Raw genomic sequence first — 24,292 nt, forward strand, 5'->3', positions numbered from 1 at the left:
CCGGCGGGAGGGCGCGCTGCCACGGCAGGCGCCCGCCGCCGGGTCAGTTACTGAGGTAGGCGAGGAGGTCGTGGCGGGTCAGGATCCCCACCGGAGCCCCGACGAACGTCACCATGAGGGTGTCGGTGTCGGAGAGGAGTTCACGGGCCGTCGAGATCGATTCGAGCGAGCCGATCACGGGCAGCCGGGCTTCCATGTGTTCGGAGATCTTGTCCGTGAGTTGCGCCTCGCCGCGGAACAGCTTGGCGGTCAGGGTCCGTTCGTCCACGGAACCCAGCACCTCTCCCATGACCACCGGGGGCTCCTGGGACAGGACGGGGATGTGCGAGACACCGTACTCGTTCATGATGTTGATGACGTCGCGGACGCTCTCGTTGGGGTGGATGTGCACCAGGTCCGGCAGCTCGCCGGTCTTGGCCTTGAGCACCTCGCCGACGGAGGCTTCGTCGCCGCTGGCCAGGAAGCCGTAGGAGCGCATCCACTGGTCGTTGAAGATCTTGGCCAGGTACCCGCGGCCGGAGTCCGGCAGGATCACGACGACGACGGCGTCGGACGGCAGGTCCTTGGCGACCTGCAGCGCGGCGACGACGGCCATCCCGGAGGAGCCGCCCACGAGGAGGCCTTCCTCGCGGGCCAGCCGGCGGGTCATCTCGAAGGAGTCGGCGTCGGTGACGGCGATGACGGCGTCCGGGATGGCCTTGTCGAAGTTGGCGGGCCACATGTCCTCGCCGACGCCCTCAACGAAGTACGGCCGGCCCGTGCCGCCGGAGTAGACCGAACCGGCGGGGTCGGCACCGATGATCTTGACCACGCCGCCGTCGGACGCCGGGCGCCCGGCGGAAACTTCCTTAAGGAAACGCCCGGTGCCGGTGATGGTGCCGCCGGTGCCGGCACCGATGACGCAGTGCGTGATCCGGCCGTCAGTGTCTTTCCAGATCTCGGGGCCGGTGGATTCGTAGTGGCTGGCGGGGGCGGCGGAGTTGGAGAACTGGTCCGGCTTGTAGGCACCGGGGATCTCCGTGACCAGCCGGTCGGAGACGCCGTAGTAGCTCTGCGGGCTATCCGGGGCGACGGCCGTGGGGGTCACCACCACCTCGGCACCGTAGGCCTGAAGCACGGCCCGCTTGTCCTCACCAACCTTGTCGGGCACCACGAAGACGCAGCGGTAGCCCTTCTGCTGGGCCACGAGGGCCAGTCCGACGCCGGTGTTGCCGGACGTGGGTTCCACGATGGTGCCGCCGGGCAGGAGTTTGCCGGTGCGCTCGGCCTCCTCGATCATTTTCACCGCGATGCGGTCCTTGATGGACCCGCCGGGATTCAGGTATTCGAGCTTCACCAGGACCGTGGCAGCGATACCGTCGGCGACGTGGTTAAGTTTGACGAGCGGCGTATTGCCGATGAGGTCCAGAACGGACTGCGCGTACTTCATAGGTACAAAGTTACCGTCTCCGCGGCCCCGGCACGTCGGTGCGGCGTTCCGGCGCCTGCGGATCCGTCGGTGCTCGTATCAGGAACGCGCTGACGGCGGGGTCCCCGGGCGGGCAACCTCAGGCACCAATGTCGTCCCCGGCGGCGGCGGCCGCGCCCTCGGGCACGGCGTTCTGCCACAGGCCGACGACATTGCCTTCGCTGTCCCTGAAGTACGCGTTCCAGCCCATTCCCGGGACCTCGACCTTGGGCACGACGGTTGAGCCGCCCAGGGCGCCGATCTTTTCCAGGACCGCATCAATGTCATCGACGTCGATGACGACGATGGGCGCGACCAGCTCTCCTTCGCGACGGAACATTCCGCCGTTGATCCCCGCTGCGGGCATACCGGCTTCGTCCGTCGGCGGTGTCTGGATCAGGTCGTAGCCCATGCCGGGCATGGCGCGCATTCCCCACTGGAACACGGAGCTGTAAAACTCCCTCGCCCGGTCCGTGTCCTCCGCGGGAATCTCAAAGTGCACTACTTGTCCGGACATCGCGCTCCTCCTGGTCAAAGGCACTGCCGGCGCGGGCGCTCCGCACCACAGCCGGATTCTACTCCCGGCGGCGCGGGGGAAATAAGGGCCCTGCGGTCCGCGCCCGGGGCCCGGCGATACCGGCACTCTCAGGCGGGCGTGGAATCATGGTTGGATGACCATCGCAGACGTTCCCGCCGGCTTTGCCGCCGCGGCGGACGCCTCGCTGCGGTGGCACCCCGGCGGCCCCTTTGACCTGCTTCAGACGCTGGGGACCCTCCTGCGCGGCCACGGCGACCCCGCCATCCGCACCGCCCCGGACGGGATCTGGCTGGCATTCTCCACACCGGCCGGCCCGGCCACGCTGCGGCTTTGCGGAGCCGGGCCCCGGGCAGATCCGGCCGTTGATGTCCAGGCCTGGGGCCCCGGGGCAACCGAGGCCGTCGACTCCGTGCCGCGCCTGCTGGGCCGCGACGACGACTGGTCCGGCTTTGACGATCCCGTCTTCCACGCCACGCTGCCGCGGATGGTGGTGGAGGCCCGACGGCGAAACCCCGCCGTGCGGCTGCCCGCCACCGGCCGGATGATCGACTCGCTCGTGCCGACAATTCTGGAGCAGAAGGTCACAGTCATCGAGGCGCGCCGCGGCTACCGCTACCTGATGTACCGGTTCGGGACCGCGGCGCCCGGCGCCGGGACTGTCGCCCCCGCCAATCTGCTGGTCCAGCCCACGGCCGAGCAGTGGCTTCGCATTCCCTCCTGGGAGTGGCACAAGGCCGGCGTCGGGCCCCAGCGCTCCGCGACCGTCATGCGGGCGCTGCGGTCCGCCGTCGCGCTGGAGCGGCTCGCCGGCCTCCCGGCGGCGGAAGCGGGCGCGAAGCTGCAGACCATTCCCGGAATCGGGGCCTGGACGGCGGCGGAGATTGTGCAGCGGACGCACGGCTGCCCGGATTCAATCGCGGTGGGCGACTACCACCTGGCCGCCTACGTCGGCGCGGCGCTGACCGGCCGGCGGACCGATGACGCCGGCATGCTGCGCTTGCTCGCCCCCTGGACCGGGCACCGGCAGCGGGTGGTGCGGATGCTCGGCCTCAGCGGGTTCCGCAAACCCACCTTCGGCCCCCGCATGACCATCCAGGACCACCGCCACCACTAAAAGCAACGCGGGGTCACTTACGGCCCATCCGGAGGCACTTTATGGGCGCGATCTGACCCCGCGTTGGTTCAGGCCGACCGGATTCGGGCCCGCTTAATCCGCGGGATGACCGCTTCGAACCCCTCGGCAAGATCGTCGGCGTTGACTTTGAAGTAGGCCCACCCGGCGTTGAGGAAGGCCTCGTCGCGCCGGTTGTCGCGCGACTGCTGTTCGCGGGTGAGGTGGATTGCGCCGTCGTACTGCACGGCGATCCGGAACCTCCGGTAGCCGAGGTCCGCTGCCGGCGACCGGTCATCCCGCGGATCAAGCCGCAGCTGCAGTTCCGGCTCTGGCAGCCGCGCGTCCAGCAGGGCCAGCCGCAGGAAAGTTTCAGGGAAGGAATCCGAGCCCACCCTCATCTCGTCCAGGGCCAGCCGGGCCTTCTCCACCCCTTTCATGTTCGGGTGCTGGCGGATGAGCAGCCGCAGGCCCTCCTTGTACGCGTAGGGCTGGGCCCTCCCTTCCAGACCCGGGCGCGGGATGCGGATCAGCTGGTCGCCCAGGGCAATGAGGTAATCGAGCGGAAGCGCCGCGGCAAGATCCAGCCATGTTCGCGGCGGGGCAGAGACCGGGACGCCGTCGACGTCGGCCAGCTCGCCGGGGATGAGGCGCACCCGGTGGCCGGTAACCCCTGCCCGGCGCACCCGGGGCATTCGTGCGGCTTGCTGAGATGGATGGTGGGACAACCGCCCAGCCACGGAGGCAAGCCCAGCCCCGTCAGTACGGCGGCGGTTTCGTGGGACACCCAGGCACCGGGGGTGGCAGCGGCGAGGACCCGCGCCCGTTCGGCCACCTCAAGGTGCCGGCCGGCCGGCAGGTAGATGAGCCGGCCGCCGTCGGAGAGGTCTTTGGCCCGAAGCCTTTTGGGCGGGACGCCAAGTTCGCGGGACTCGTAGACGGTGAAGGGCGTTTGGCCGAGGGCTTCCGGGAGTGCAGTAATGCGGACCATGGGCACCATTGTGTCCGCGGTTCGGATTCCTTGCCGGGGTTATCCACAGGCCGGCCAAAACCACGGCAACGCGGGGTCACCTACGGCCCATCCGGGGCCGCTTTTTGGGCGCTAAGTGACCCCGCGTTGGGGGAGGTCGACGGCGGGGCTACAGGCCCAGCCGCGCCACCGCCTCCCGGCGCATGTCCACCTTGCGGATCTTCCCCGAGACGGTCATCGGGAAGCTGTCGCGCACGTCCACGTAGCGGGGGATCTTGTAGTGCGCCAGCTTCCCGCGGCAGAACTCGGCCAGGCCCTTCGCGTCGAGCGGATCCGCCCCGGGCTTGAGAATGACGCAGGCCATCAGTTCCTCGCCGTACTTGGCATCCGGGATCCCGATCACCTGGACGTCCTGGATGTCCGGGTGGGTGTAGAGGAATTCCTCGATCTCGCGCGGGTAGACGTTCTCTCCGCCGCGGATCACCATGTCCTTGATCCGGCCCTCAATCACGATGTAGCCGTCCCCGTCCATCCGGGCAAGGTCCCCGGTGCGCATCCAGCCCTCGGCGTCGATCGCCTCGGCAGTCTTCTCCGGCTGGTCCCAGTAGCCCTTCATGACGGAGTAGCCGCGGGTGCACAGCTCGCCGATCTCTCCGCGCTGCAGAACCTCGCCGGTCATCGGGTCCACGATCCGGCTCTCCAGCTGCGGCATGGTCCGTCCGACAGTCTCGGTGCGCTGGGCCATGGTGTCAACGCTGCGGGTCATCGTGGACACCGGCGACGTCTCCGTCATGCCGTAGCAAATCGCCACATCCTTCATGTTCATCGCCGAAATGACCCTGTTCATCACCTCGATGGGGCACAGGGAGCCCGCCATCACGCCCGTCCGCAGGGTGGCCAGGTCATAGGAGGCGAAGTCCGGCAGGGCCAGTTCGGCGATGAACATCGTGGGCACCCCGTACAGCGAGGTTCCGCCGAAGTCCTGCACGGCCTCCAGCGCCGCCGCGGGGGTGAAACCGCGGCCCGGAATGATGGTTGCGGCGCCGTGGCTGAGGGCGGCCAGGTTCCCGATCACCATGCCGAAGCAGTGGTAGAACGGCACCGGCAGCACCACGCGGTCGTGCTCGGTGTACTCCAGCAGCTCACCGATCGAATAGCCGTTGTTCAGGATGTTGTGGTGCGAGAGCGTGGCCCCCTTCGGGAAGCCGGTGGTCCCGGAGGTGTACTGCAGGTTGATCGCATCGTGCGGGCCCAGTTCGGCCATGCGCGCCTTAAGGCCCGCATGCCCGACGTCGTCGGCCCGCTTGAGGAGTTCGGCGAAGGTCCGCTCCGCCTCGGATTCAGGACTGCCGGCGGTGAGCTCCGGCAGGCCCGAGGCCGGGAGGAACACGAGCTCGCGCAGTTCGGGGCATCCGGCTAGCGCCTGCCGTGCCATGCCGGTGTAGTCGCTGTTGCGGTCCGAGGGTGCCGAGACCAGCATCCGCATGCCGTTCTGCTTGACCACGAACTCCAGTTCGTGGCTGCGGTAGGCCGGGTTGACGTTGACCAGGACCGCGCCGACTTTCGCGGTGGCGTACTGGAGGATGGTCCACTCCGCGCAGTTGGGGCTCCAGATGCCGATCCGTTCGCCCTTGGCGACGCCGAGGGCGAGCAACGCTCGGGCGACGCGGTCGACGTCGTCGTTCAGCTTAATGTAGCTCCACCGCCGGGCCTCTTCGCCGGGGACCGCGGCAGCCTCGATCAGGGCGTCCTGGTAGGGGAACCTGGCCACGATGCGTTCGAAATTCGCGCCAATGGTTTCCTCGAGCAGCGGGACGTCAGTGTCCCCGGCTGTGTATGCAAGCATGATGTGACGCTACCAACACTCGCGGCCCAAAAGAAGAGTGATGCTTGGATGTCCTACGAAATTATCCGGTCATCTTCAGACGCCGCCGAGGCCGCCGGGTAGGGTGAAGGGCATGAGTGCACCCATTGACCTGCAGGCCACGTTCATCCCCAACGAGGGCGAGTTCTTCCGCGTGAAGCTCGCCCTGGAAATCGCGATCGAGGAGGTGGCCAACGAGGACGGCTGCCTGAGGTACGAGCTCACCGAGGCCCGGCAGGACAGGCTCGTCCTGACCGAGCAGTGGGCCTCGCAGGAGCACCTGGACAAGCATTCCAAGGGCACCGCGGTCCAGGACCTCAATGAATCCCTCAGCGCCCTGCTGGCCGAACCGGTGAAACTGGACATGCTCTAAGCACAGCCCGGGACCAGAACAACGCGGGGTCACTCCGCGCCCATTAATCGGAAGATCATGGGCGCGGAGTGACCCCGCGTTGTGGTGTGTCGGTCAGGCGGGAGTTTCAGGCCTCGGGGATCTGGGTGCCGTCCTGGTTGCCGGGCGCAGCGGCGGCTTCGGCCTGGGACCGGGCCACGTGGGCGTGGACTTCCTCCATGTCCAGGGCCTTGACCGCGTCGATGACCTGCTCCAGCTGCTGGGCATTCAGCGCGCCGGGCTGGGAAAAGACGAGCACCTTCTCGCGGAAAGCCATGAGGGTCGGGATGGAGGTAATGCCGGCCTCGGCGGCCAGCTGCTGCTCGGCCTCGGTATCCACCTTGGAAAAGACGACGTCAGGGTGCTTCTCGGAGACTGCTGAGTAAGTGGGGCCAAACTGCTTGCAGGGACCGCACCATTCGGCCCAGAAGTCGACGAGGACGATGTCGTTATCCTCGACGGTCGATGCGAACTGTTCACCTGTAATGTCTACGGTAGCCATGGGTCAACGGTACGCGAGCGGCGACGGCTTGTCCCCCGTATTTCGCTGTTGGCACAGCCATGTGACGGCGATTACGGCCGACGCCGGCACCTGGTTACCGGGGTCAGGCCCAGACGTGCGGAGCGGGACGCCGGGCTCCGGGCAGGGCGTTGGTCTCCCGCCACTCGTGGATCCACTCCGGCAGTTCCAGGTCCGCCGGCGGCTGGCCGAATTCGCGCAGGATCTCCTCCTGGCTGACCGGCTTGCCCTTGCTGACCAGCCGGGTGGCGATGAAGGCGCGGGCGTAGATTTCCCCGTCCACCACCATCCGCTGCTCGAAGTAGATGGCCTTCTCGTCGAGGCCAATGATCTTCGATTCGATCGTGTACTGCTGCCAGAGCTGCAGGGAACGACGGAAGGCGATGGTCTCCCCCGCCGCCACCGGACTCCAGCCGCGGCGGCGCATGGCCTGCCAGGTTCCGCTGCGGGCCATGAGGTCGAATCGGCCCAGGTCCATGAGCGAGAAATACATGCCGTTGTTGACGTGCATTGCGATGTCGATGTCCGTCGGCAGGACCCGGAGCGGCAGGGACGAGGTGTCCCAAATGCTCAGCGGCGAGCGCCGGGCGGACGTGAACAACAGGAGAAGGGTGCGGAGCAGGAGGTGCATGAGGCAATGTTACCCGTCAGTAACAAAGCTGCCAATAGTAGGTTCCCCGCCATCAGCATCACGCGGCCGCCGGCAGCGCCGGGCGGCCGGCAGCATTAGCCTTGCCGGTGATAAGTGAACTCACAGTCAGGGTCGCCGTGCCGGAGGATGCCGCCGGCATCACGAGGGTGCAGCTCCAGGCCTGGCGCGAGACGTACGCGCATCTGCTGCCCGCGGAGGCCCTGGCTGCCGTGCAGCCCGGTCCCCGGGAGGCGAGGTGGGCGGAAACCATCGCGGCCGGCGCATCCGGGGTGTGGGTCGCCTGCGAAGGAGCGGACATTATTGGCTGGGCGTCCGCGGGCGCGGGCCGCGACACCGACCGGCCCCGGGCCAGGGAACTCGAGGGGATGTACGTGCTCGCCAGCCAGTACGGATCGGGCGCGGGGCAACGGCTACTGGACGCGGCAGTGGGCCGTGCCGGCGCGTACCTCTGGATTGCCGAAGCCAACCCCCGCGCCTTCGCCTTCTACCGGCGCAACGGCTTCGCCGCCGACGGTGTCACCGCGACGCACGAGCTGATCGGCACTCCGGTCAGGATCCTGCGGATGGTGCGCTGAGCCGGGCAGCACCGGCCGCCGGCGCACCGCGGAGGGCCCTCACCGAGTGGCGATCAGCTCCGCCTCGAAGCCGTCAGAATTCACGAGGTAGGCTGCGAAGTGGTCCGGCCCGCCGGCATGCGGGTAACTCTCCGGGAACAGCTCGGTCCAGCCGTGCGCGGCGGCGTCCGCGGCCAGTTCGGCCACGTGCTGCCGGCTCCCGGCACTGAACGCCAGGTGGTTGAGGCCCGGCGCAGTGCGCTGGTGCACGCGGCTGCTCAGGGCCGGGGATTCCTCAACGACGATGTAGGTTGGCCCCCGCCGCCAGCTGCAGCCGTCTGGCCAGTCCTGGTACAGCTGATATCCCAGCCGGGTCAGCAGCCACCCCCACTCGGCCCTGGCCCGCCCCAGCTGGGGTACCCACAGCTCAACGTGGTGCAGGGCACCGAGGGGAACGTCAGTCACCCAAGGAGTCTCGCACGTTCAGGGGTCCTCCGCTCAGAAGAGGATGCGCTGGAAGAGGAGGTGATCCTGCCAGGCGCCGGCGATCTTGAGGTATTCCGGGGCCAGCCCGATTTCCTCGAAACCGGAGCGCTTGAGGATCTTTTGGGAGGCGGCGTTGTGCGTCAGGGTCGAGGCCTGGAGACGATGCAGTCCAAGTTCCTGCCGCGCCGCGTCGACGGCGTAAGCCACGGCCGCGGAGCCGATCCCGCGCCCGTTGTAGTCCTTGTCCACCCAGTATCCGAGGTGGGCGCTGAGGAACGGGCCCCGGACGATGCTGCTGAGCGTCATCACTCCGATCACGACGCCACCATCCAGCAGGACCCAGGGAACATCGGAACCGGCGATGAACAAGGCGATTTTGGACTCGATGCTCGCCTTCTGTCCGTCTACGGTGAAGAACGCCTCGGCCCGCACCGGTTCCCAGGGGGCGAGGTGATCACGGTTCCGCCGATAGGCTGCGCACATGCGCTCGGCATCGGAGAGGCGCAGCACCCGCACCTGGACGCTTCCCATCAGAGTGGTAGTCCCCGTCATTCGGGTGCCCCGCCCCGGTTCGCAAGCGCCAGGGAGTCGGCGTCGTCAAGGGATTCCATGTCCCCCAGTAAAGCAAACCGTGCTGCTCGCGGTCACCAGCGCCCTCAGCCGCCGGCTTTGAGCTTGCGCCAGCCGCCGGCGCGGTTGTTGGCAATGATCTGCCGGAACATGGCGGTCAAGGCCGGCTCATTGATCGCATCCCCCTGCCGGAATGCAACGGTGCGGGCGGTCTTGTTGCCATGGCCGGCGGTGATGATCCCGTCCGGATCCGGCACGATTCCGCCGTCGTACAGGAACACATTAACGTGGTCCTTTGCCGCCAGGAGCGCGCAGACGTTGCCGGCCAGGACGAAGTAGGGCTGGGTGGTGCGCTTGATGGTCTCGGCGACCTCAGGATCGGCGGCATGGACCAGCCCCCGCACATCGCGGCAGATCGCCTGCTGCCACTGCGGCAGCGCCTCGATGTAGGCATCGATGCGCTGATCCGTGGCCGGCAAGTGTTCAGGCTTCATCGTCGTCTCCGTTTCGATCGGCACCCCGGACGATCACACTGTCGACACCGTTGAGGTGCATCCGGGGGGAGGGCTCAGGTTGCGCCGACGCTGAGGCCAGCGATGCCGCCCCCGGAAGCCGTCGGGTTCCTCATCGGATTCATCTTCCCCCCGTCTCCGGCTTCGGAATACTGCCCATCCAAGCGTTCCTTCAGTGCGTGCGCAAGGATGTCCCACTGAAGCGCGGACAACGCTACAGGCGCCGTTGAAGTAAGACTCGACCTCAACCTGTCCGGCCTGCCCGCCGTCGCCGCCAGGGCGGCTGCAGCCCGGATCCGCCCGTTAGCTAAGGAAATTCGCCACGGCGCCGCTCTTCCCTCCACGGAACACCCGAAATAGGATCGCAGAAGGCCGTCGTCGTGCTCACTGGACGGCCAGGACTTGGGGGCCGATATGCGTGACTACCATGCCAATGTGTCTATACCGCAGAGCGGGAGCAGCACCTCCGGCACTTTGTTGGGTCTTGTAGTCGCCAGCACCGGCGGTGGCTCCGGCGTCGACGATTTCCTGGCGCAACTGGCCACCTGGATGGGCCAGGAATTGTCGTGCACCGAACGCGAGGTGACCTGCGCGATCACCGTCACGCGCCGGAAGCGGCCGCCCTCAATAGCCGGCAGCACGGCGGAGGCAGCCGCCTCCAGCCTCCGGCTCCACCTTGCCCTGGATGACGAGAATTCGGCCGTGGTCAGTCTCTGCTCGCCCCGGCGCGAGGCATTCTCCGACGAGTATGTCGCCGCTGCCCGGCGGTTCGCATCCGAGGCCTCGGCAGCGCTCCTGCTGGCCCTGCGGATCTCCCAGCTCAGCCAGTCGCGCGATGACCTGGCCGCCGCGATGCAGTCGAGGACCATCATCGATATGGCCATCGGCGCCATCATGGCCCAGAACCGCTGCCCAAGGGACGCCGCCTTCAAAATCCTGCGGAACACGTCAAACAACAGGAACAAGAAAATCCGCGACGTCGCAGCGTCGCTGATCGGCTCCATCGCCGGGGATACGGACACCTCGGCGCGCTTCGAAGACTGACGTCGGCCCGCTGATCACCCCGTTTCGGCGGTCCGGTCCGGTGCAGTTGCAGTAGGTGCAGTCGCAGTCGGTGCAGTCGCAGTCGGTGCAGTCGCAGTCGGTGCAGTCGGAGTATGTGCAGTCGCGGGACGCGCAGCGGCAGTAATCGCGGCCCCGCCAAACCGCTCGAAGGAGACGTTTTGCTGCGCCAGCCGCCGCATTGCCAGCAGCACCGGCTCCACCAGTACCGTCCCGAGCACCACGAACCGCATTGCAGCCTCCGCGGAGTCGGTCGGCACGCTGCCAATGTCGGCCTCGGCGACGGCCCGCATGGCCTCGGCGTAGCGGTCTAGCAGGGCCGGCGGCAGCTCAAGACCCGCACTGGAAAGCCCGTCGAGGGCCTCCGCGAGGGCAGCCTGGGAGTCGCGGTCGCAGGCCTGGTCATCCCAGCCCCAGCGCCGCAGTAAATCCTGCGCCGGCGCAACGTCGACGTCGTCCCCCGCGGGACGGGTGACGGCGCGGTGGGCCACCCCCAGGAGGTCATGCCCGGACTCCGGCGGGTTCGCGAGCCCCTGCAGCAGCTCCCGGGTGGCAGCCACGCTGAGGCCCGCCGTGCCCACGAGGGCCCGGATCAGCTTCAGCCGTCGGACATGGGAATCGTCATAGCGCGCCTGGGTGGCCGAGGTCAGTTCGCCGTCGTGCAGCAGCTTCTCGCGGAGGTAGTACTTGATGGTGGCCACCGGCACCCCCGTGGCGGCTGCCAGTTGTGAAATGCGCAACTAAATCTCCTTGACTTGGATAGTGCTACTCGCCATTATTAGGGAGTAGCGATATCTAGTGAGGAGAAAAGTATGGCACGCATCAACACTGGACGATTCACACACCGCCATTCCGGGGAGCTGGTGGTGTTCCTGATCGGCATGAGGATCAACCAGCCCTGGCGCCCGGACCTGTGGCTTCCGGCGTTCCGCGCGATGCCCAGGATGCTCGCGGAGCTCCTGGGTGAGCCCGGCTCCGGCCTTCTTGGCTACCGCATGAGCATCGGCGCGGGCGGCCCGGTTATTGTGCAGTACTGGGACTCCGTGGAAAAGCTCTACGCCTATGCCAGCGCGCCCGAGTCGGAGCACAGGCCGGCGTGGACCGCCTTCAACCAAGTGGCCAGGAAAGCTCCCGGCGCCGTCGGCATCTGGCACGAGACCTTCCAGGTGAGCCGTGCCGAAAGCATGTACGTCTCCATGCCCGCCCAGGGTCTGGCGAAGGCGACCGGGCTGGTGCCGGTGGGGCCGCGGGGCGACCGGGCAAAAGACAGGCTGGCCGGTTCACAGTAAGGCGCCCGGCACGGCGTCCACCACCCTGTCGGCAGCCGTCGATCGGTGCTTGGATGGAGGCGACGGAATGCCGACGCCAGGAGGATACGGTGGACCACACCTACGACCTTGAACGGTTTGTCACGGCCCAGGACGACGGCGGAACCTACCGCCAGGCTCTAGCGGAGCTTCGCGACGGCTCTAAGCGCAGCCACTGGATGTGGTTCGTGTTTCCCCAGCTCGCCGGCCTCGGGCAGAGCCCCACGGCCCAAAAATACGCCGTCGCCACCCTGGCCGAAGCGAAGGCGTACCTGCAGCATCCGGTGTTGGGTCCGCGCCTGATCGAATGCGCCCGGACCGTCGCCGGGATCCAGGGACGCACCGCCCGAGAGATCTTCGGCAGCATCGATGAACGGAAGCTGCACTCCTCGATGACGCTGTTCCTGCGCGCAGACCCCCACGAACCGGCCTTCCGGAAGGTCCTGGCCCAGTACTTTGAGGACCTGCCCGACGCTGTCACCGACCAGCTTCTCGGACTGCGCGCCTGAGCCTGGCACTGCCCGGGACGGGCCTCTTGCGCAGGATTTGTTGGGTTAGTCGCTGGCGGCCGCCAGCGCCGTGATCAACCGTTCCATGCGTGCGACGCCGGTATAGCGGCCGGCGTTGTCCGTCACCAGGAGCGGTTCGAACCGGCTTGCCTGCGGACGCGTGATGGCCCGCGCCAGCGCGTCGCTGATGGGGGTGTCCAGATTGACGCACATCCCGGGGCTGACGATACCGAGCCCCGCCGAGGACGCGTCCAGAACGGAGACAGGCCGGAGGTGCTCGCCCATCAGCACGACCGACTGCAGTGCGGCATTGCCCGCGAAGGCTTCAGCTGCCAGCGCGGCGCTGGTCGCCGTCGTCGCGGTTTCCAGCACGTCGCGGATGACCCTCTTGTGGGTGACCTGCCGCGTCGAGGCAAGCCGGTGGGCCAGATCCAGGTCGATGCCGGCCCAGGCCGGGGCGGGCCGGGCCAGGCAGTAGCCCTGCACCAGCGGGACGCCGAGGGACACGAGGGCGTCGAGCTCCTCCACGCGTTCCACGCCCTCGGCGAGGATCCACGCGTCAACGTGGCTGGCGAAGGTGCCCAGCATGGCGATCAGGGCACGCTTCGCCTCGTCCCGGTCGACGTCCTGGATGAGCTCCCGGTCGATTTTGATCAGGGCCGGGCGCAGGGCGAGCAGGTGCCGCAGGCCCGCGTACCCGGCTCCGGCGTCGTCGACGGCGATCAGCGCGCCGGCAGCGCGCAGCTGGTTCAGGTCCGGCTCAAGTTCAAGGTAGGAGTCGATGGGGGTCTGCTCGGTGAGTTCGACGACGAGTCCGCCGAGGTTGCCCTCCCCCCGCCAGACGCTGCGGATCTCCTCCGTGGACAACAGCTCTGGCGAGACGTTGAGGGTCAGGAAGCAGTTGGCAGGCAGGGTGGCCCGGGCCGCGAGTGCCGTCCGGAGTGCAGCGGATTCCAGCTCTTCCGATTTCCCGTGGGCGCGCGCAGCGGCGAACCACACCTCGGGATTCTTCTCGGCGAAACCGGGGAACCGGGCCAACGCCTCGTACCCCACGACGGTGCCGCGTGAGGTGTCAACGATCGGCTGGTACGCCGCGGCGAGGCCGTCACCGCGGCAGGCGGCCGCCAGGAGCTCTGGCCAGTCCGGACCTGCTAGCGCGTCGGAACCGGGAGGCGGGCCGTCTGCCGCGGGACTGCTCAACTAACCGGAACGATGGCGCGGTGCACAGACTGGACGAGCTCCGCGGGCAGTTCCACCAGCCCGTGCGTGGCAGCGGCGTGCGCTGCCACGTTGACCAGGATTTCATCTTCCGTGCTGCACACCCATCGGGCTTCGCAACCGGGCACTACGTCACCACATGCAAACGATTTCACTAAGGCTCCTTATAGTCGACGGCGAACTGCACCACCATACTGTGCCCGCGGGCGGAAAACGGCGATTTTCGTCCGGAATTCACCGGACAGGTATCGACCCCCGGGCCGATGCGGAGGAAGATTAAGGGGCAGACACCATCAGGAGGTCACCAATGTGCTATCAGTACAACAAGGATTTCCAGCGGGACATCAAGAAGGATGCCAGCCAGGAACCTGTTGAACGCCCGGAGCCCCGGGTGGAAGCCAAGAAGTTCTCATTCTGGGCCTTCCCCCGCCGCAGCAGGGAATTCACCGTCGAGGAACCGGCAACAACTGACCGGACCCGCGAGAAAGTCTAGCTCTGGCAACACCACGGAAGGCTCCTCATTGAGGGGCCTTCCGTTTGTCCGGGCGGTGCAACCGGGGAGCGCCCGGGTGCGGGACACTTGGGAGACTCGACAACACAAAAAGGCAGGACGCACTTTGATCAATCTCCAGCAGGACGCTGACGGCTTCATCCGCATGAACCGGCACTTTCCCGGCAGCACGCTTATTTCCGTCACCTTCAACGACGGGTCTTCGGAGGAATTCTTCGGTCATCAGCTCAACAAGATCTATGACGAAGCCCTCGCGGTGTACCGGGCAGAGAACCATCTGGACGCGAAGGGTTATTCGCGCGCACCGAAGAAGACCGTCCAGCCCGCGAACAAGATCGAGTTTGTTGCGGTTCACGCCGGCATGGCCAAGTAGGCGCCGCGAAATCCGTTGACCCGGCGGAGCAGGCGGACTATTCTACAACCAAATGGTTGTAGATAAGTTGAACGACGCCGACCTTGACCGCCTTTTCCAGGCGTTCGCCGATGCCACCCGCCGCGACATCGTCACCCGGGTGACCACCGGTGAGTACTCGGTGTCGGGGCTGGCCCGGCACTACGCCATGAGTTTCGCCGCCGTACAGAAGCATGTGGCGGTCTTGGAACGTGCGTCCCTGGTCACGAAGGAAAAGCGCGGACGGGAGCAGATCGTCCGGGCGCACCGTGGCGGCCTGCAAAGAGCCCGGAGGCTGCTCGATGCATACGAGGCGATCTGGCGGCAGCGTGCCGAGCGGATCGCGGACATTCTCGCTCAAGGATAGGAAGGATGCAGTCATGACGGTCATCAGTTCGGTCAAGAACTTCGAGGCACTCAGCTTCACGCTCGTCGCCGAGTTCGACGCGGGCGTCGAGCGCGTGTGGCAGGTCTGGGAGGACCCGCGCCAGCTTGAGCGGTGGTGGGGTCCGCCGACCTGGCCCGCGACCTTCGAGCGGCACAATTTCGTTCCCGGCGGGGAAGTCAGCTACTACATGACCGGCCCGGACGGCAAGAAAAGCCGCGGCTGGTGGCGCATCACGGCCATCCAGGCCCCGCACCGCCTCGAGTTCGACGACGGCTTCGCCGACGAAGACGGCAATCCGGTCTCGGACATGGGCACCACCCACGGCGTCGTGACGCTCGAGGCGATTGGCGACCGCACGCGGATGACCCTGATGTCGACCTTTGAGGCCGAAGGGCAGATGGAGGAGATGCTGGCCATGGGAATGGACGAGGGCCTCAACGGGGCAGTCGGCCAGATCGACGCCATTCTCGCCGGCTCACGGGTCAGCTGACCGCGCGGTACACAGCAGGAAACGCGCATCCCCTGGCCCCTAGCCCGCCGCGAGCGGGCAAAGAACGGGAGCGGGCAAAGAAAAAGCCTCCGGAACCGATTGGTTCCGGAGGCTTCTCCAAGGGTGGCAGATGAGGGATTCGAACCCCCGTAGGCGTTGCCAGCTGATTTACAGTCAGCCCCCTTTGGCCGCTCGGGTAATCTGCCGAACTTCAAAAAGAAGATCACTCGCGGCTTCCATCGTCAGAACGGCCGTTTCCGGTTCGTTCCGCTTCCAGCAACCGCGGGCAAGACAACTTTACAGAACTTCCGCCGAAGAATCGAATCGAGTCCCCGGGTCCCGAAAAAGCCCGGGAAATCAGGCTTCCCCAAGGATGCGTCCGGCAATTTTGGACTCAAACCTCGCGGCCTGCTCCTCGGTGATCTGGTGCAGCTGCACTGCACGAGCCAAGTCCGCATGGACGCCGTCGAGCCGGGCGGAGGCATCGGCGGCCGGGCTGAAGATGATCGAGGCGGCCAGGGCTGCGGCAGCCGTGGCAACGGTGCCGGCCGCGGTGGAGCGGGTGACGTAGCGGACGGCCTTGCCGTGCATGTGCATGTGCTGTGCCTTTCGAAGAACTCTTCCAACCCTGCAACCCTGGCCACGCAACCTTCGTTCCCGCCGTGCGTCAGCTTCGCGTGGCCTGTGAACGGATACCGCGCCGGGCCGGCCTTCACAACGAAGGCATCCGTACTAGGCTGGATTCCAGACATCACCGCCCTTCACCGGGCACCCCGCAACCATCAGGAGGACAGTCATGGCAGGCGAATCCACATTCGACGTCGTCAGCAAGGTCGACAAGCAGGAGGTCGCCAATGCGCTGAACCAGGCGCAGAAGGAACTGGTCCAGCGCTACGACTTCAAGGGCGTCGGCGCCGAGGTGGATTTCAGCGGTGAGAAGATCCTCATGAAGGCCAACTCCGAAGAGCGCGTCCTCGCAGTCCTGGATGTCCTGCAGTCCAAGCTCATCCGGCGCGGCATCTCGCTCAAATCCCTCGACACGGGCGAGCCGTACCCCTCCGGCAAGGAGTTCCGGCTGGAGGCCACCATCAAAGAGGGCATCGAGCAGGACCTGGCCAAGAAAATCAACAAACTGATCCGCGACGAGGGGCCCAAGGGCGTCAAATCCCAGATCCAGGGCGACGAACTCCGAGTTTCGTCCAAGTCCCGCGATGACCTGCAGGAGACCATGAACCTGCTCAAGGGCTTCGACGAGGCCGACCTGCAGTTTGTGAACTTCCGCAGCTAGGCGCCGCCAACGCGGCGCACATTTCCTCACGACGCGCAAAAGGGCTGTCGCTACCGGAATTCCGGTAGCGACAGCCCTTTTGCGCGTCGCGGAAGGTTTCGCGCGTCGCGGGGGCAGCCTGCCTAGCCTGGCGGCCGGCCCGCCATCCCCTCCAGCCGGGCGATCCGCTCGCTCATCGGCGGATGCGTCGAGAACAACTTCCTCGCGCCGCCCCCGCGGAACGGGTTGGCGATCATCAGGTGCGAGGCATTGACCAGGCGCTGGTCCTGGGGCAGCGGCGCCAGCTGCACGCCGCGCTCAATCTTGCGCAGGGCTGAGGCGAGCGCCAGCGGGTCTCCCGTCAGCGCCGAGCCGTCCTCGTCGGCGTCGAACTCCCGGGTGCGGGAGATGGCCATCTGGATCAGCGAGGCGGCAAACGGGGCCAGCACCGCCATCGCGATCATGGCGAACGGGTTCGAGTTGCGGCGGTCGCCTCCACCGAAGAGAAGCAGCATCTGCCCTACGGACGTAATGACGCCGGCGACGGCGGCCGCCACCGAAGCGGTCAGAATGTCCCTGTTGTAGACGTGCATGAGCTCGTGGCCCAGCACACCCCGGAGTTCGCGGGCGTCGAGCATCTGCAGGATTCCCTCAGTACAGCACACGGCGGCGTTCTGCGGGTTGCGGCCGGTGGCGAAGGCGTTCGGCGCCATGGTGGGCGAGAGATAGATCCGCGGCATCGGCTGCTTGGCCCGTGCCGAAAGCTCCCGGACGATGCCGTAGAGCGCCGGGGCCTCGGCCTCCGTGACGGGGTAGGCCTGCATGGCCCGGATCGCGATCTTGTCGCTGTTCCAGTACCCGTAGGCCGTCGTGGCGACGCCGATCAGGGCCATGGCCCAGATCGGTGCGGCGCTGCGCGTGCCGGCTGCGATCAGGGCACCGAGCCCAAGAAGCACCGCCCACAGCACCCCGAACAGGGCCGCTGTTTTCAGTCCGTTGTGATGCTGGTGCACTGTTTCCTCCCACTGTGGACTATCTCAGGGAAACGAACCACTACGGGACGGGGTGCCGCGCGTCGTATTTGAGGAAGCCCAACTGCAGGTGCGCCACCGTCCATGCCACAGCTATGCACAGCAGACCGCCCAAAAGCAGCACCCAGCCTTCACTCAAAAGTTTAGTCCCGCCGCCGGCGAGCATGTCCCCAATCCTCGGGCCGCCGGCCACCACCACCACGAACACGCCCTGAAGCCTTCCCCGCAGATGGTCCGGCGTGGACGCCTGCAGGATCGTGGTGCGGAAGACGGCGCTGACGGAGTCCGCGATGCCGGCCAGCGCGCAGCACAGGGCCGCGGGAACCAGCCAGGGCGTGACGCCGCCAGCGCCGGAGGGGCCGGCCAGGAGCACCACCAGGCCGAAGCCCGCAACCGAGGCGCCCCAGCCCATCACGGACCATACGACGGCGGCGCCCTGCCTGCACACCCCGCCGAGCGGCCCGGAGAAGAGGCCTGCGAGGAAGGCGCCCACAGCGGTGGAGGCCAGCAAGACGCCCACAGTGGCTTCGCCGCCGCCGATTACGAGTGCGCCGATGGCCGGCATTAATGCCCGCGGCTGGGCGAAGATCATGGCGACGAGGTCGATGATGAACGTCATGCGCAGGTTGGGCCGGGTGCCGAGGAAGCCGAAGCCTTCGACGACGGAGCGCAGCCCCGCGGGCCGGGCGTGTTCGCCCGGGGGCATGGCAGGCAGCCTGAGCAGCGCCCACAGGGCGAAGGCAAAAGTGGCGACGTCGATCGTGTAGGTCCAGGCGAAGCCGATCGAGGCCACCAGCACCCCGGCAAGCAGCGGGCCGGCTGTGAAGGTCAGCCCGAAGCTGATCATGCTCAGGGCGTTGGCCGCAGGCAGCAGTTCCTTGCGGACCAGAACTGGGATGATGGCGCTGCGGGCGGGCTGGTTGATTGCCTGCGCGCCGCTCTGCACCGCGACAAGGGCATACAGCAGCCACACATTTCCCAGCTGCAGCCAGGCCTGCAGCGCCAGGCAGGCTGTGGTCCCCCACAGCACGGACGAGGCAAGCAACGCGACCTTGCGGCGGTCGTGGGCGTCAGCGATGGCACCGCCCAGCAGGCCGCCGACGACGAGCGGGCCCAGTGCGAAGATGCTGAGCAGGCCGACGTACAGGCTGTCCTGGGTGAGGCGGTACACCTCGAGGCTGACTGCCACGAGCGTCAACTGGCTGCCCAGCGCCGCGACGGCAGACCCTAGCCAGAGTCGGCGGAACGCCGTGCTTTCGCGCAAGGGCGTGATGTCCGCCAGTAGATTCCCCACCCGGCAACTGTAGTGGCGCCCGGCGGCTGCCTCCTGTCACACGGCGCCACACCCACGCGACGAGGGCCCGGCTAAGGGCGGCATTATTATGACCGGTTCAAAATAGATGGTTGAATGGGGCCATGACGGATCCCGCGGGCACCCAAGAGGCATGGGCTGCGGCCCTGCGTGCCCACGGCCGCCGGGTGACCAAACAGCGGCTGGCGGTGCTCGCCGCCGTCGAACAGCACCCGCATGCACCGGCGGAGGCGATCCTTTCCGCAGCCCGGCAGGACCTGCCCGAGCTGACGGCGCAGTCCGTCTATGTGGTGCTGGGCGACCTCACCGAGCTGCAGATGCTGCGCCGCTTTGAACCGCCGCACTCCCCCGCCCTGTATGAGACCCGCGTGGGAGACAACCACCACCACGCCATCTGCATCTCCTGCGGCCGGGTGGAGGACGTTGAGTGCGCGGTGGGCCATGCCCCGTGCCTCACCCCGCACTGGGACGAAAACGCCAAGCCGATGACCATCCAGATCGCCGATGTGATGTACCAGGGCATCTGCCAGGACTGCCAGCGCAGCCAAACACTTCCCGCCGAACGAAACTAAGAAACCCAACCAAAAGGAGAAAGATGACTGAGAACATCTCTGCGCCCGCCGTGTCCACGACACAGTCCGGCGCCCCCGTCACTTCCGATGCCCACTCCCAGGCAACCGGCGCCGATGGCGCGATCATCCTCACCGATCACTACCTGATCGAGAAGCTGGCCCAGTTCAACCGCGAGCGCGTGCCGGAGCGGGTGGTGCACGCCAAGGGCGGAGGCGCCTTCGGTACCTTCACCACCACCGAGGACGTCTCGAAGTACACGAAGGCCGCGCTGTTCCAGCCCGGCACCGAGACGGACATGCTCATCCGCTTCTCCTCCGTAGCCGGCGAAGCAGGCTCCCCCGACACCTGGCGCGACCCCCGCGGTTTCGCCGTGAAGTTCTACACGACCGAGGGCAACTACGACCTCGTCGGCAACAACACCCCGGTGTTCTTCATCCGCGACGGCATCAAGTTCCCGGACTTCATCCACTCCCAGAAGCGCCTGCCGGGCACCCACCTGCGCGACGCGGACATGCAGTGGGACTTCTGGACCCTCTCCCCCGAATCCGCCCACCAGGTCACCTGGCTCATGGGTGACCGCGGCCTGCCGGCTTCCTGGCGTGAAATGCAGGGCTACGGCTCGCACACGTACCAGTGGATCAATGCCGCGGGCGAGCGCTTCTGGGTCAAGTACCACTTCAAGTCCAACCAGGGCGTCAAGTCCATGACCGGCGACGAGGCCGAGGCACTGGCCGGCGCCGACGGTGACTTCTACATCCGCGACCTGCAGGAGAACATTGCCGCCGGCAACTTCCCGTCCTGGGACCTGCACGTCCAGGTCATGCCGTATGAGGATGCCAAGACGTACCGCTTCAACCCGTTCGACCTCACGAAGGTGTGGCCGCACTCGGATTACCCGCTGATCAAGGTGGGCACCATGGAGCTGAACAAGAACCCGGAGAACTACTTCTCCCAGATCGAGCAGGCCACCTTCGCGCCGTCGAACTTCGTGCCGGGTATCGCCGCTTCCCCGGACAAGATGCTGCAGGCCCGCATCTTCTCCTATGCGGACGCGCACCGTTACCGCGTGGGCACCAACCACGCCCAGCTCCCGGTGAACCTGCCCAAGAGCCAGGTCAACAACTACAGCCAGGACGGCCAGGGGCGCTACCACTTCAACGCACCCTCGGTTCCGGTCTACGCGCCGAACTCCGTGGGCGGCCCGGCTGCGGTGGAGCCGTCCGTTGCCGGCGGCGGCTGGGAGAACGACGGCGCACTGACGCTCTCCGCGCACACCCTGCACGCCGAGGACGGCGACTTCGGCCAGGCCGGCGCGCTGTACCGCGAGGTGTACAACGACGGCGAGAAGGCCCGCCTGCTGGACACCGTCACCGGTGCCGTCAGCGGCGTCAAGAACGCCAGCATCAAGGAACGGGCCATCCAGTACTGGACCAACGTCGACGCCGGGTTCGGCGCCAAGCTGCGCGCCAACCTCGGTGCCGGCCAGGTGGAGTCCGACGCCGAGGCCGCCAACAAGGTCTGATCACTGCGCTTTGCCCGGGCTTGCCCGCGTGCTGAAACTCCCCGCTGCGGTTTACCGCGGCGGGGAGTTTTTTGCGTTTTTCCACATGGCGGCCCCGCACGCTCGCCATGACGCCGCCCGTGTCCTTACGATCCCTGTATGGACACTTTCGAGGGGATCCCGGAGGCCGCCTTCCGGTTCTATGCAGAGCTTGAACACAACAACAACCGCGACTGGTGGCTGGAACACAAGCCAATCTACGACTCGGCGGTGAAAGAGCCGCTGACCCTTTTGCTGGCCGAACTGGAGCCGGCCTTCGGTGATGCCAGGCTCTTCCGGCCCAACAGGGACATCAGGTTTTCCCTGGATAAATCGCCGTACAAGACCGCCCAGGGCGCCTTCGCGTCCAGTGCGGAAGGCACGGGCTTCTACCTCCAGCTCAGCGCCGACGGCGTACTGATCGGCGGCGGCTGCCATACCCCCACTCCGGCCCAGGTGGCGCGCTTCCGCAGCGCCGTCGATGCCCCGTCCAGCGGCGAGGTCCTGCAGGCAATCGTGCAGGACATTGAGGCGGCGGGCTTCGCGGTGGAGGGCGAGAGGCTGAAAACTGTCCCCCGAGGCTTCGATAAGGACCATCCGCGGGCGGAGTTACTCAAACACAAGTCACTCACAGCAGGCATCAACCTGGGCCAGCCCGGCTGGCTTGCCGGACCCGGTGCGGCCGCTGAAGTGGCTCGCCGTTGGGAACAGCTCCGGCCCCTCGTGGAATGGATCGGCCGCTACGCGCCCCCGTAAGCTCGGGCGTGGTTGCTGTCGGTGGTGGGCGCCGGTGGTGGGGCGCCGGTCGGGCTTCCGATGCCGCGGGTGTCCCCAGAGGCAACGCGGGGTCACTTACGGCCCATCGCCGGGGGCCGAATGGGCCGTAGATGACCCCGCGTTGCGGTCAGGAGCGGGTAAAGGCGTCCTCCGGCGTGGCGGCCGCGGCGTCGGGCGCAGCCGTGGCGGCCGCGGCGTCGGGCTGGCCGGACGCACCGTTGACCGACGCCCTGGCCTCCGCGAACTTCTCGTTCAGCCTGGAGTGCCGCTGGCCGTAGGAGAAGTAGATGATGACGCCGATCACGAGCCAGCCGGCGAAGAAGATCCAGGTCTCGACGGCCAGGTTGGTCATGAGGTATAGGCAGAGGACCGCGGAGACGACCGGGAGCACCTTGCCGAACGGGACGCGGAATGCCGGCTTGAGGTCCGGGCGCTTCTTGCGCAGCACCAGGATGCCCAGGCTGACCGTCACGAACGCGGACAGGGTGCCGATGTTGATCATTTCTTCCAGGAGGTCCACTTTGGTGAGTCCCGCGACAACCGCCACGGCGGCCCCGCAGATGACCTGGAGCCGGACCGGCGTCGCACGGATGGTGCTGGTCTTCGACAGCGAGCGGGGCAGGAGCCCGTCGCGGCTCATGGCGAGCACCACGCGGGACAGGCCCATGAGCAGCACCATGATCACGGTGGTCAGGCCCACCAAGGAGCCGAAGGCGATGACCTTGGCGGCGTCGGTGTTGCCCACAGCCTCGAACGCCGTGGTCAGGGTGGGGTTCTCGGCCTCGGCCAGCCTGGTGTAGGGCACCATGCCGGTCAGTGCCAGCGACACCAGAATGTAAAGCACGGTGACGACGGCGAGGCCGCCGAAGATGCCGCGGGGCAACGTCTTCTGCGGGTTCTTGACCTCCTCGGCCGACGTGGCAACAACGTCAAAGCCGATGAAGGCGAAGAAGACCAGGGCGGCGCCGGCGAAGATGCCAAGCGTGCCGTACTGCGCCGGGGCAGCGCCCGTGAGGAAGCCGAAGAAGGACTGCTTCATCACATCTGCGGCGCCGGTGCCGCCGGTCGGCTCGGAGGCCGGAACAAAGGGAGCGTAGTTCTCGAACTTCACGTAGCTGAAGCCCACCACAATCACGAAGAGCACGACGCCGATCTTGACCAGCGTGAAGATGTTGCCGACGCGGGCGGACAGCTTTGTCCCCAGCACCAGCAGCACGGTGAACACGGCGACGATCAGGAAGGCGCCCCAGTACAGGTCCACACTGCCGAGCTTGATCGAGGGGGGAACGTCCAGGCCCGTCAGCGCGAAGACCTTGCTGAGGTAGATGCCCCAGTACTTCGCGATCACGGCCCCGGCGGTAAAGAGCTCCAGGATGAGGTTCCAGCCGATGATCCAGGCCAGCAACTCTCCCATGGTCGCGTAGGTGAAGACATAGGCCGAGCCGGCCACCGGGATGGCCGTGGCGAACTCGGCGTAACACATGATGGCCAGAGCACACGTGACAGCGGCAATGGCGAACGAGAGGGTCACGGCCGGTCCGGCGAAGTTTGCTGCAGCTTTCGCGCCCACCGAGAAGATCCCGGCGCCGACGGCAACGGCGACACCCATGATCATCAGGTCCCAGGAGCTGAGCGAGCGCTTCAGCTTGCGTCCGGGTTCGTCGGCATCCGACATGGACTGCTCGATCGATTTGGTCCGGAATAGGTTCATGGCAAAGTCCACAATCTCGGTAGCGTGTTGGAAACGGACCTATCCAGAGTAGTGCCCATCCACTGGACGGCCTTTTTCATCCCACATAGTGAGACGCCACCGCGGGCCGTGCAGGTTGCCCCGCACAGCCCGCTGTCGCCTTGCCGCTGTTGCCTTGCCGCTCCGTTCCGGACCGCCTAGACCGGCCAATCCATCAAAGTGGAACGGATCAGGAACCGCTTCCCCTCAGGGGCTTCTACCGAAAAACCGCTCCCCCTGCCTGGAACCACATCCACGGTGAGGTGGGTGTGGCTCCAGTAGTTGAACTGCTCCTTCGACATCCAGAACTCGATTGGCTGCGGCTGGAGCCCGTCGGAAATGTCGAACAGCCCGAGCTGCACGTCCGAATCCCCGGTGATGAACTCCCCCGCGGGGTAGCACATGGGCGAGGACCCGTCGCAGCAGCCGCCGGACTGGTGGAACATCAGGGGCCCGTACTGGAGCCACAGTTTGCGCAGCAGTTCTACCGCGGCGGGGGTGAGCGCCACCCGGGAGAAGTCTTCCCCGGGACGGGTAACGGCGGCGTCGAGCCTTGTCGCTGGCATCAGAGT

The 24,292-nt window shown here is 66.7% G+C and carries 31 protein-coding genes and 1 tRNA gene; 14 read left to right on the plus strand and 18 right to left on the minus strand.

The window, feature by feature from the left end; all coding sequences use genetic code 11:
* Positions 1–43 precede the first annotated feature (43 nt).
* Both BJG92_RS10360 and BJG92_RS10365 read right to left on the minus strand, forming a co-directional pair.
* Positions 44–1,429 (minus strand): cystathionine beta-synthase, encoded by a 1,386-nt coding sequence (locus tag BJG92_RS10360; RefSeq protein WP_232083925.1) that lies wholly within the window; start codon positions 1,427–1,429, stop codon positions 44–46.
* 118 nt (positions 1,430–1,547) lie between these two features.
* Complete coding sequence (locus tag BJG92_RS10365; RefSeq protein WP_232083926.1) at positions 1,548–1,964, minus strand: VOC family protein; 417 nt, start codon at positions 1,962–1,964, stop codon at positions 1,548–1,550.
* Between the two features lie 154 nt (positions 1,965–2,118).
* On the opposite strand from BJG92_RS10365, the gene BJG92_RS10370 reads away from it, so the two are divergent.
* Positions 2,119–3,099, plus strand: coding sequence for a DNA-3-methyladenine glycosylase (locus BJG92_RS10370; RefSeq protein ID WP_232083927.1), 981 nt, complete (start codon positions 2,119–2,121; stop codon positions 3,097–3,099).
* A gap of 68 nt (positions 3,100–3,167) precedes the next feature.
* On the opposite strand, the gene BJG92_RS18550 is transcribed toward BJG92_RS10370, so the two are convergent.
* Both BJG92_RS18550 and BJG92_RS10380 read right to left on the minus strand, forming a co-directional pair.
* Positions 3,168–3,752 (minus strand): hypothetical protein, encoded by a 585-nt coding sequence (locus tag BJG92_RS18550; RefSeq protein ID WP_308011647.1) that lies wholly within the window; start codon positions 3,750–3,752, stop codon positions 3,168–3,170.
* Positions 3,753–4,235: 483 nt separating this feature from the next.
* The gene (locus BJG92_RS10380) at positions 4,236–5,912 is read right to left on the minus strand and encodes an AMP-binding protein (protein ID WP_232083928.1); all 1,677 of its coding nucleotides are present in this window, start codon (positions 5,910–5,912) and stop codon (positions 4,236–4,238) included.
* A gap of 112 nt (positions 5,913–6,024) precedes the next feature.
* On the opposite strand from BJG92_RS10380, the gene BJG92_RS10385 reads away from it, so the two are divergent.
* Positions 6,025–6,303 (plus strand): putative quinol monooxygenase, encoded by a 279-nt coding sequence (locus BJG92_RS10385; RefSeq protein ID WP_232083929.1) that lies wholly within the window; start codon positions 6,025–6,027, stop codon positions 6,301–6,303.
* 106 nt (positions 6,304–6,409) lie between these two features.
* Here BJG92_RS10385 and trxA read toward each other — a convergent pair whose 3' ends face one another.
* The gene (gene trxA / locus BJG92_RS10390; protein ID WP_232083930.1) at positions 6,410–6,823 is read right to left on the minus strand and encodes a thioredoxin; all 414 of its coding nucleotides are present in this window, start codon (positions 6,821–6,823) and stop codon (positions 6,410–6,412) included.
* A 103-nt stretch (positions 6,824–6,926) separates the two neighbouring features.
* The gene (locus BJG92_RS10395) at positions 6,927–7,472 is read right to left on the minus strand and encodes a thioesterase family protein (protein WP_232083931.1); all 546 of its coding nucleotides are present in this window, start codon (positions 7,470–7,472) and stop codon (positions 6,927–6,929) included.
* Between the two features lie 107 nt (positions 7,473–7,579).
* Between BJG92_RS10395 and BJG92_RS10400 the strand changes: the two genes are divergently transcribed.
* Complete coding sequence (locus tag BJG92_RS10400; protein ID WP_232083932.1) at positions 7,580–8,068, plus strand: GNAT family N-acetyltransferase; 489 nt, start codon at positions 7,580–7,582, stop codon at positions 8,066–8,068.
* A gap of 39 nt (positions 8,069–8,107) precedes the next feature.
* Here the strand turns inward: BJG92_RS10400 and BJG92_RS10405 are convergent, their stop codons facing one another.
* The 3 genes from BJG92_RS10405 to BJG92_RS10415 form a co-directional block, all read right to left on the minus strand.
* Positions 8,108–8,512 carry a VOC family protein gene (locus BJG92_RS10405; RefSeq protein ID WP_232083933.1) on the minus strand — a complete coding sequence of 135 codons (405 nt, stop codon included), beginning with the start codon at positions 8,510–8,512 and terminating at the stop codon, positions 8,108–8,110.
* Positions 8,513–8,545: 33 nt separating this feature from the next.
* The gene (locus tag BJG92_RS10410; protein WP_232083934.1) at positions 8,546–9,064 is read right to left on the minus strand and encodes a GNAT family N-acetyltransferase; all 519 of its coding nucleotides are present in this window, start codon (positions 9,062–9,064) and stop codon (positions 8,546–8,548) included.
* A gap of 125 nt (positions 9,065–9,189) precedes the next feature.
* Entirely contained in the window at positions 9,190–9,597 is a 408-nt protein-coding gene (locus BJG92_RS10415; RefSeq protein WP_232083935.1) for a DUF1801 domain-containing protein, read from the minus strand.
* A 453-nt stretch (positions 9,598–10,050) separates the two neighbouring features.
* On the opposite strand from BJG92_RS10415, the gene BJG92_RS10420 reads away from it, so the two are divergent.
* Entirely contained in the window at positions 10,051–10,659 is a 609-nt protein-coding gene (locus BJG92_RS10420; protein WP_232083936.1) for an ANTAR domain-containing protein, read from the plus strand.
* Positions 10,660–10,673: 14 nt separating this feature from the next.
* Here the strand turns inward: BJG92_RS10420 and BJG92_RS10425 are convergent, their stop codons facing one another.
* Positions 10,674–11,417 (minus strand): MerR family transcriptional regulator, encoded by a 744-nt coding sequence (locus tag BJG92_RS10425; RefSeq protein ID WP_232083937.1) that lies wholly within the window; start codon positions 11,415–11,417, stop codon positions 10,674–10,676.
* Positions 11,418–11,489: 72 nt separating this feature from the next.
* Between BJG92_RS10425 and BJG92_RS10430 the strand changes: the two genes are divergently transcribed.
* Together BJG92_RS10430 and BJG92_RS10435 are read left to right on the plus strand one after the other, a co-directional pair.
* Positions 11,490–11,966, plus strand: coding sequence for a DUF4188 domain-containing protein (locus tag BJG92_RS10430; protein ID WP_232083938.1), 477 nt, complete (start codon positions 11,490–11,492; stop codon positions 11,964–11,966).
* A gap of 89 nt (positions 11,967–12,055) precedes the next feature.
* Positions 12,056–12,493: a DUF1810 domain-containing protein gene (locus BJG92_RS10435; protein WP_232083939.1), complete on the plus strand. Its 438-nt coding sequence runs from the start codon at positions 12,056–12,058 to the stop codon at positions 12,491–12,493.
* Between the two features lie 45 nt (positions 12,494–12,538).
* Here BJG92_RS10435 and BJG92_RS10440 read toward each other — a convergent pair whose 3' ends face one another.
* Complete coding sequence (locus BJG92_RS10440) at positions 12,539–13,693, minus strand: EAL domain-containing protein (protein WP_232083940.1); 1,155 nt, start codon at positions 13,691–13,693, stop codon at positions 12,539–12,541.
* Complete coding sequence (locus tag BJG92_RS10445; RefSeq protein ID WP_308011648.1) at positions 13,690–13,866, minus strand: DUF1059 domain-containing protein; 177 nt, start codon at positions 13,864–13,866, stop codon at positions 13,690–13,692. The genes BJG92_RS10440 and BJG92_RS10445 overlap by 4 nt, the downstream gene beginning before the upstream one ends.
* A 152-nt stretch (positions 13,867–14,018) precedes the next feature.
* Here BJG92_RS10445 and BJG92_RS10450 point away from each other — a divergent pair, with 152 nt between their 5' ends.
* From BJG92_RS10450 to BJG92_RS10465, 4 genes are all read left to right on the plus strand, one after another.
* Positions 14,019–14,204, plus strand: a complete 186-nt coding sequence (locus BJG92_RS10450; protein WP_232083942.1) for a hypothetical protein — start codon at positions 14,019–14,021, stop codon at positions 14,202–14,204.
* A gap of 124 nt (positions 14,205–14,328) precedes the next feature.
* Positions 14,329–14,595 carry a hypothetical protein gene (locus BJG92_RS10455; protein WP_232083943.1) on the plus strand — a complete coding sequence of 89 codons (267 nt, stop codon included), beginning with the start codon at positions 14,329–14,331 and terminating at the stop codon, positions 14,593–14,595.
* A 52-nt stretch (positions 14,596–14,647) separates the two neighbouring features.
* Positions 14,648–14,980 carry a metalloregulator ArsR/SmtB family transcription factor gene (locus BJG92_RS10460; protein WP_232083944.1) on the plus strand — a complete coding sequence of 111 codons (333 nt, stop codon included), beginning with the start codon at positions 14,648–14,650 and terminating at the stop codon, positions 14,978–14,980.
* Between the two features lie 13 nt (positions 14,981–14,993).
* Positions 14,994–15,491, plus strand: coding sequence for an SRPBCC domain-containing protein (locus BJG92_RS10465; protein WP_232083945.1), 498 nt, complete (start codon positions 14,994–14,996; stop codon positions 15,489–15,491).
* 124 nt (positions 15,492–15,615) lie between these two features.
* Here the strand turns inward: BJG92_RS10465 and BJG92_RS10470 are convergent.
* Positions 15,616–15,697, minus strand: a tRNA-Tyr gene (locus BJG92_RS10470).
* A gap of 151 nt (positions 15,698–15,848) precedes the next feature.
* A complete protein-coding gene (locus BJG92_RS10475; protein WP_232083977.1) occupies positions 15,849–16,082 on the minus strand; it encodes a hypothetical protein in 234 nt (77 codons plus the stop codon).
* Positions 16,083–16,287: 205 nt separating this feature from the next.
* Between BJG92_RS10475 and BJG92_RS10480 the strand changes: the two genes are divergently transcribed.
* Positions 16,288–16,779 carry a YajQ family cyclic di-GMP-binding protein gene (locus BJG92_RS10480; protein WP_232083946.1) on the plus strand — a complete coding sequence of 164 codons (492 nt, stop codon included), beginning with the start codon at positions 16,288–16,290 and terminating at the stop codon, positions 16,777–16,779.
* A gap of 122 nt (positions 16,780–16,901) precedes the next feature.
* Here BJG92_RS10480 and htpX read toward each other — a convergent pair whose 3' ends face one another.
* A complete protein-coding gene (gene htpX / locus BJG92_RS10485) occupies positions 16,902–17,771 on the minus strand; it encodes a zinc metalloprotease HtpX (protein ID WP_232083947.1) in 870 nt (289 codons plus the stop codon).
* 40 nt (positions 17,772–17,811) lie between these two features.
* Positions 17,812–19,083 (minus strand): MFS transporter, encoded by a 1,272-nt coding sequence (locus BJG92_RS10490; RefSeq protein ID WP_232083948.1) that lies wholly within the window; start codon positions 19,081–19,083, stop codon positions 17,812–17,814.
* A 122-nt stretch (positions 19,084–19,205) separates the two neighbouring features.
* Here BJG92_RS10490 and BJG92_RS10495 point away from each other — a divergent pair, with 122 nt between their 5' ends.
* From BJG92_RS10495 to BJG92_RS10505, 3 genes are all read left to right on the plus strand, one after another.
* Positions 19,206–19,673 carry a Fur family transcriptional regulator gene (locus BJG92_RS10495; RefSeq protein ID WP_232083949.1) on the plus strand — a complete coding sequence of 156 codons (468 nt, stop codon included), beginning with the start codon at positions 19,206–19,208 and terminating at the stop codon, positions 19,671–19,673.
* A 23-nt stretch (positions 19,674–19,696) separates the two neighbouring features.
* Complete coding sequence (locus BJG92_RS10500) at positions 19,697–21,196, plus strand: catalase (RefSeq protein ID WP_232083950.1); 1,500 nt, start codon at positions 19,697–19,699, stop codon at positions 21,194–21,196.
* Positions 21,197–21,334: 138 nt separating this feature from the next.
* Positions 21,335–21,970, plus strand: a complete 636-nt coding sequence (locus BJG92_RS10505; RefSeq protein WP_232083951.1) for a DUF2461 domain-containing protein — start codon at positions 21,335–21,337, stop codon at positions 21,968–21,970.
* A gap of 148 nt (positions 21,971–22,118) precedes the next feature.
* Here the strand turns inward: BJG92_RS10505 and BJG92_RS10510 are convergent, their stop codons facing one another.
* Both BJG92_RS10510 and BJG92_RS10515 read right to left on the minus strand, forming a co-directional pair.
* A complete protein-coding gene (locus tag BJG92_RS10510; RefSeq protein ID WP_232083952.1) occupies positions 22,119–23,702 on the minus strand; it encodes an amino acid permease in 1,584 nt (527 codons plus the stop codon).
* Positions 23,703–23,878: 176 nt separating this feature from the next.
* Entirely contained in the window at positions 23,879–24,286 is a 408-nt protein-coding gene (locus BJG92_RS10515; protein ID WP_232083953.1) for a DUF779 domain-containing protein, read from the minus strand.
* Positions 24,287–24,292 lie beyond the last annotated feature (6 nt).

The sequence above is a fragment of the Arthrobacter sp. SO5 genome (assembly GCF_020532805.1).
Lineage (GTDB): Bacteria > Actinomycetota > Actinomycetes > Actinomycetales > Micrococcaceae > Arthrobacter.

Coding starts and splice junctions, on each gene's coding strand:
- BJG92_RS10360 (WP_232083925.1), bottom strand. CDS start 1,429: ATGAAGTACGCGCAGTCCGTTCTGGACCTCATCGGCAATACGCCGCTC.
- BJG92_RS10365 (WP_232083926.1), bottom strand. CDS start 1,964: ATGTCCGGACAAGTAGTGCACTTTGAGATTCCCGCGGAGGACACGGAC.
- BJG92_RS10370 (WP_232083927.1), top strand. CDS start 2,119: ATGACCATCGCAGACGTTCCCGCCGGCTTTGCCGCCGCGGCGGACGCC.
- BJG92_RS10380 (WP_232083928.1), bottom strand. CDS start 5,912: ATGCTTGCATACACAGCCGGGGACACTGACGTCCCGCTGCTCGAGGAA.
- BJG92_RS10385 (WP_232083929.1), top strand. CDS start 6,025: ATGAGTGCACCCATTGACCTGCAGGCCACGTTCATCCCCAACGAGGGC.
- trxA (WP_232083930.1), bottom strand. CDS start 6,823: ATGGCTACCGTAGACATTACAGGTGAACAGTTCGCATCGACCGTCGAG.
- BJG92_RS10395 (WP_232083931.1), bottom strand. CDS start 7,472: ATGCACCTCCTGCTCCGCACCCTTCTCCTGTTGTTCACGTCCGCCCGG.
- BJG92_RS10410 (WP_232083934.1), bottom strand. CDS start 9,064: ATGGGAAGCGTCCAGGTGCGGGTGCTGCGCCTCTCCGATGCCGAGCGC.
- BJG92_RS10415 (WP_232083935.1), bottom strand. CDS start 9,597: ATGAAGCCTGAACACTTGCCGGCCACGGATCAGCGCATCGATGCCTAC.
- BJG92_RS10430 (WP_232083938.1), top strand. CDS start 11,490: ATGGCACGCATCAACACTGGACGATTCACACACCGCCATTCCGGGGAG.
- BJG92_RS10450 (WP_232083942.1), top strand. CDS start 14,019: ATGTGCTATCAGTACAACAAGGATTTCCAGCGGGACATCAAGAAGGAT.
- BJG92_RS10460 (WP_232083944.1), top strand. CDS start 14,648: ATGGTTGTAGATAAGTTGAACGACGCCGACCTTGACCGCCTTTTCCAG.
- BJG92_RS10465 (WP_232083945.1), top strand. CDS start 14,994: ATGACGGTCATCAGTTCGGTCAAGAACTTCGAGGCACTCAGCTTCACG.
- BJG92_RS10475 (WP_232083977.1), bottom strand. CDS start 16,082: ATGCACGGCAAGGCCGTCCGCTACGTCACCCGCTCCACCGCGGCCGGC.
- BJG92_RS10480 (WP_232083946.1), top strand. CDS start 16,288: ATGGCAGGCGAATCCACATTCGACGTCGTCAGCAAGGTCGACAAGCAG.
- BJG92_RS10495 (WP_232083949.1), top strand. CDS start 19,206: ATGACGGATCCCGCGGGCACCCAAGAGGCATGGGCTGCGGCCCTGCGT.
- BJG92_RS10500 (WP_232083950.1), top strand. CDS start 19,697: ATGACTGAGAACATCTCTGCGCCCGCCGTGTCCACGACACAGTCCGGC.
- BJG92_RS10505 (WP_232083951.1), top strand. CDS start 21,335: ATGGACACTTTCGAGGGGATCCCGGAGGCCGCCTTCCGGTTCTATGCA.
- BJG92_RS10510 (WP_232083952.1), bottom strand. CDS start 23,702: ATGAACCTATTCCGGACCAAATCGATCGAGCAGTCCATGTCGGATGCC.
- BJG92_RS10515 (WP_232083953.1), bottom strand. CDS start 24,286: ATGCCAGCGACAAGGCTCGACGCCGCCGTTACCCGTCCCGGGGAAGAC.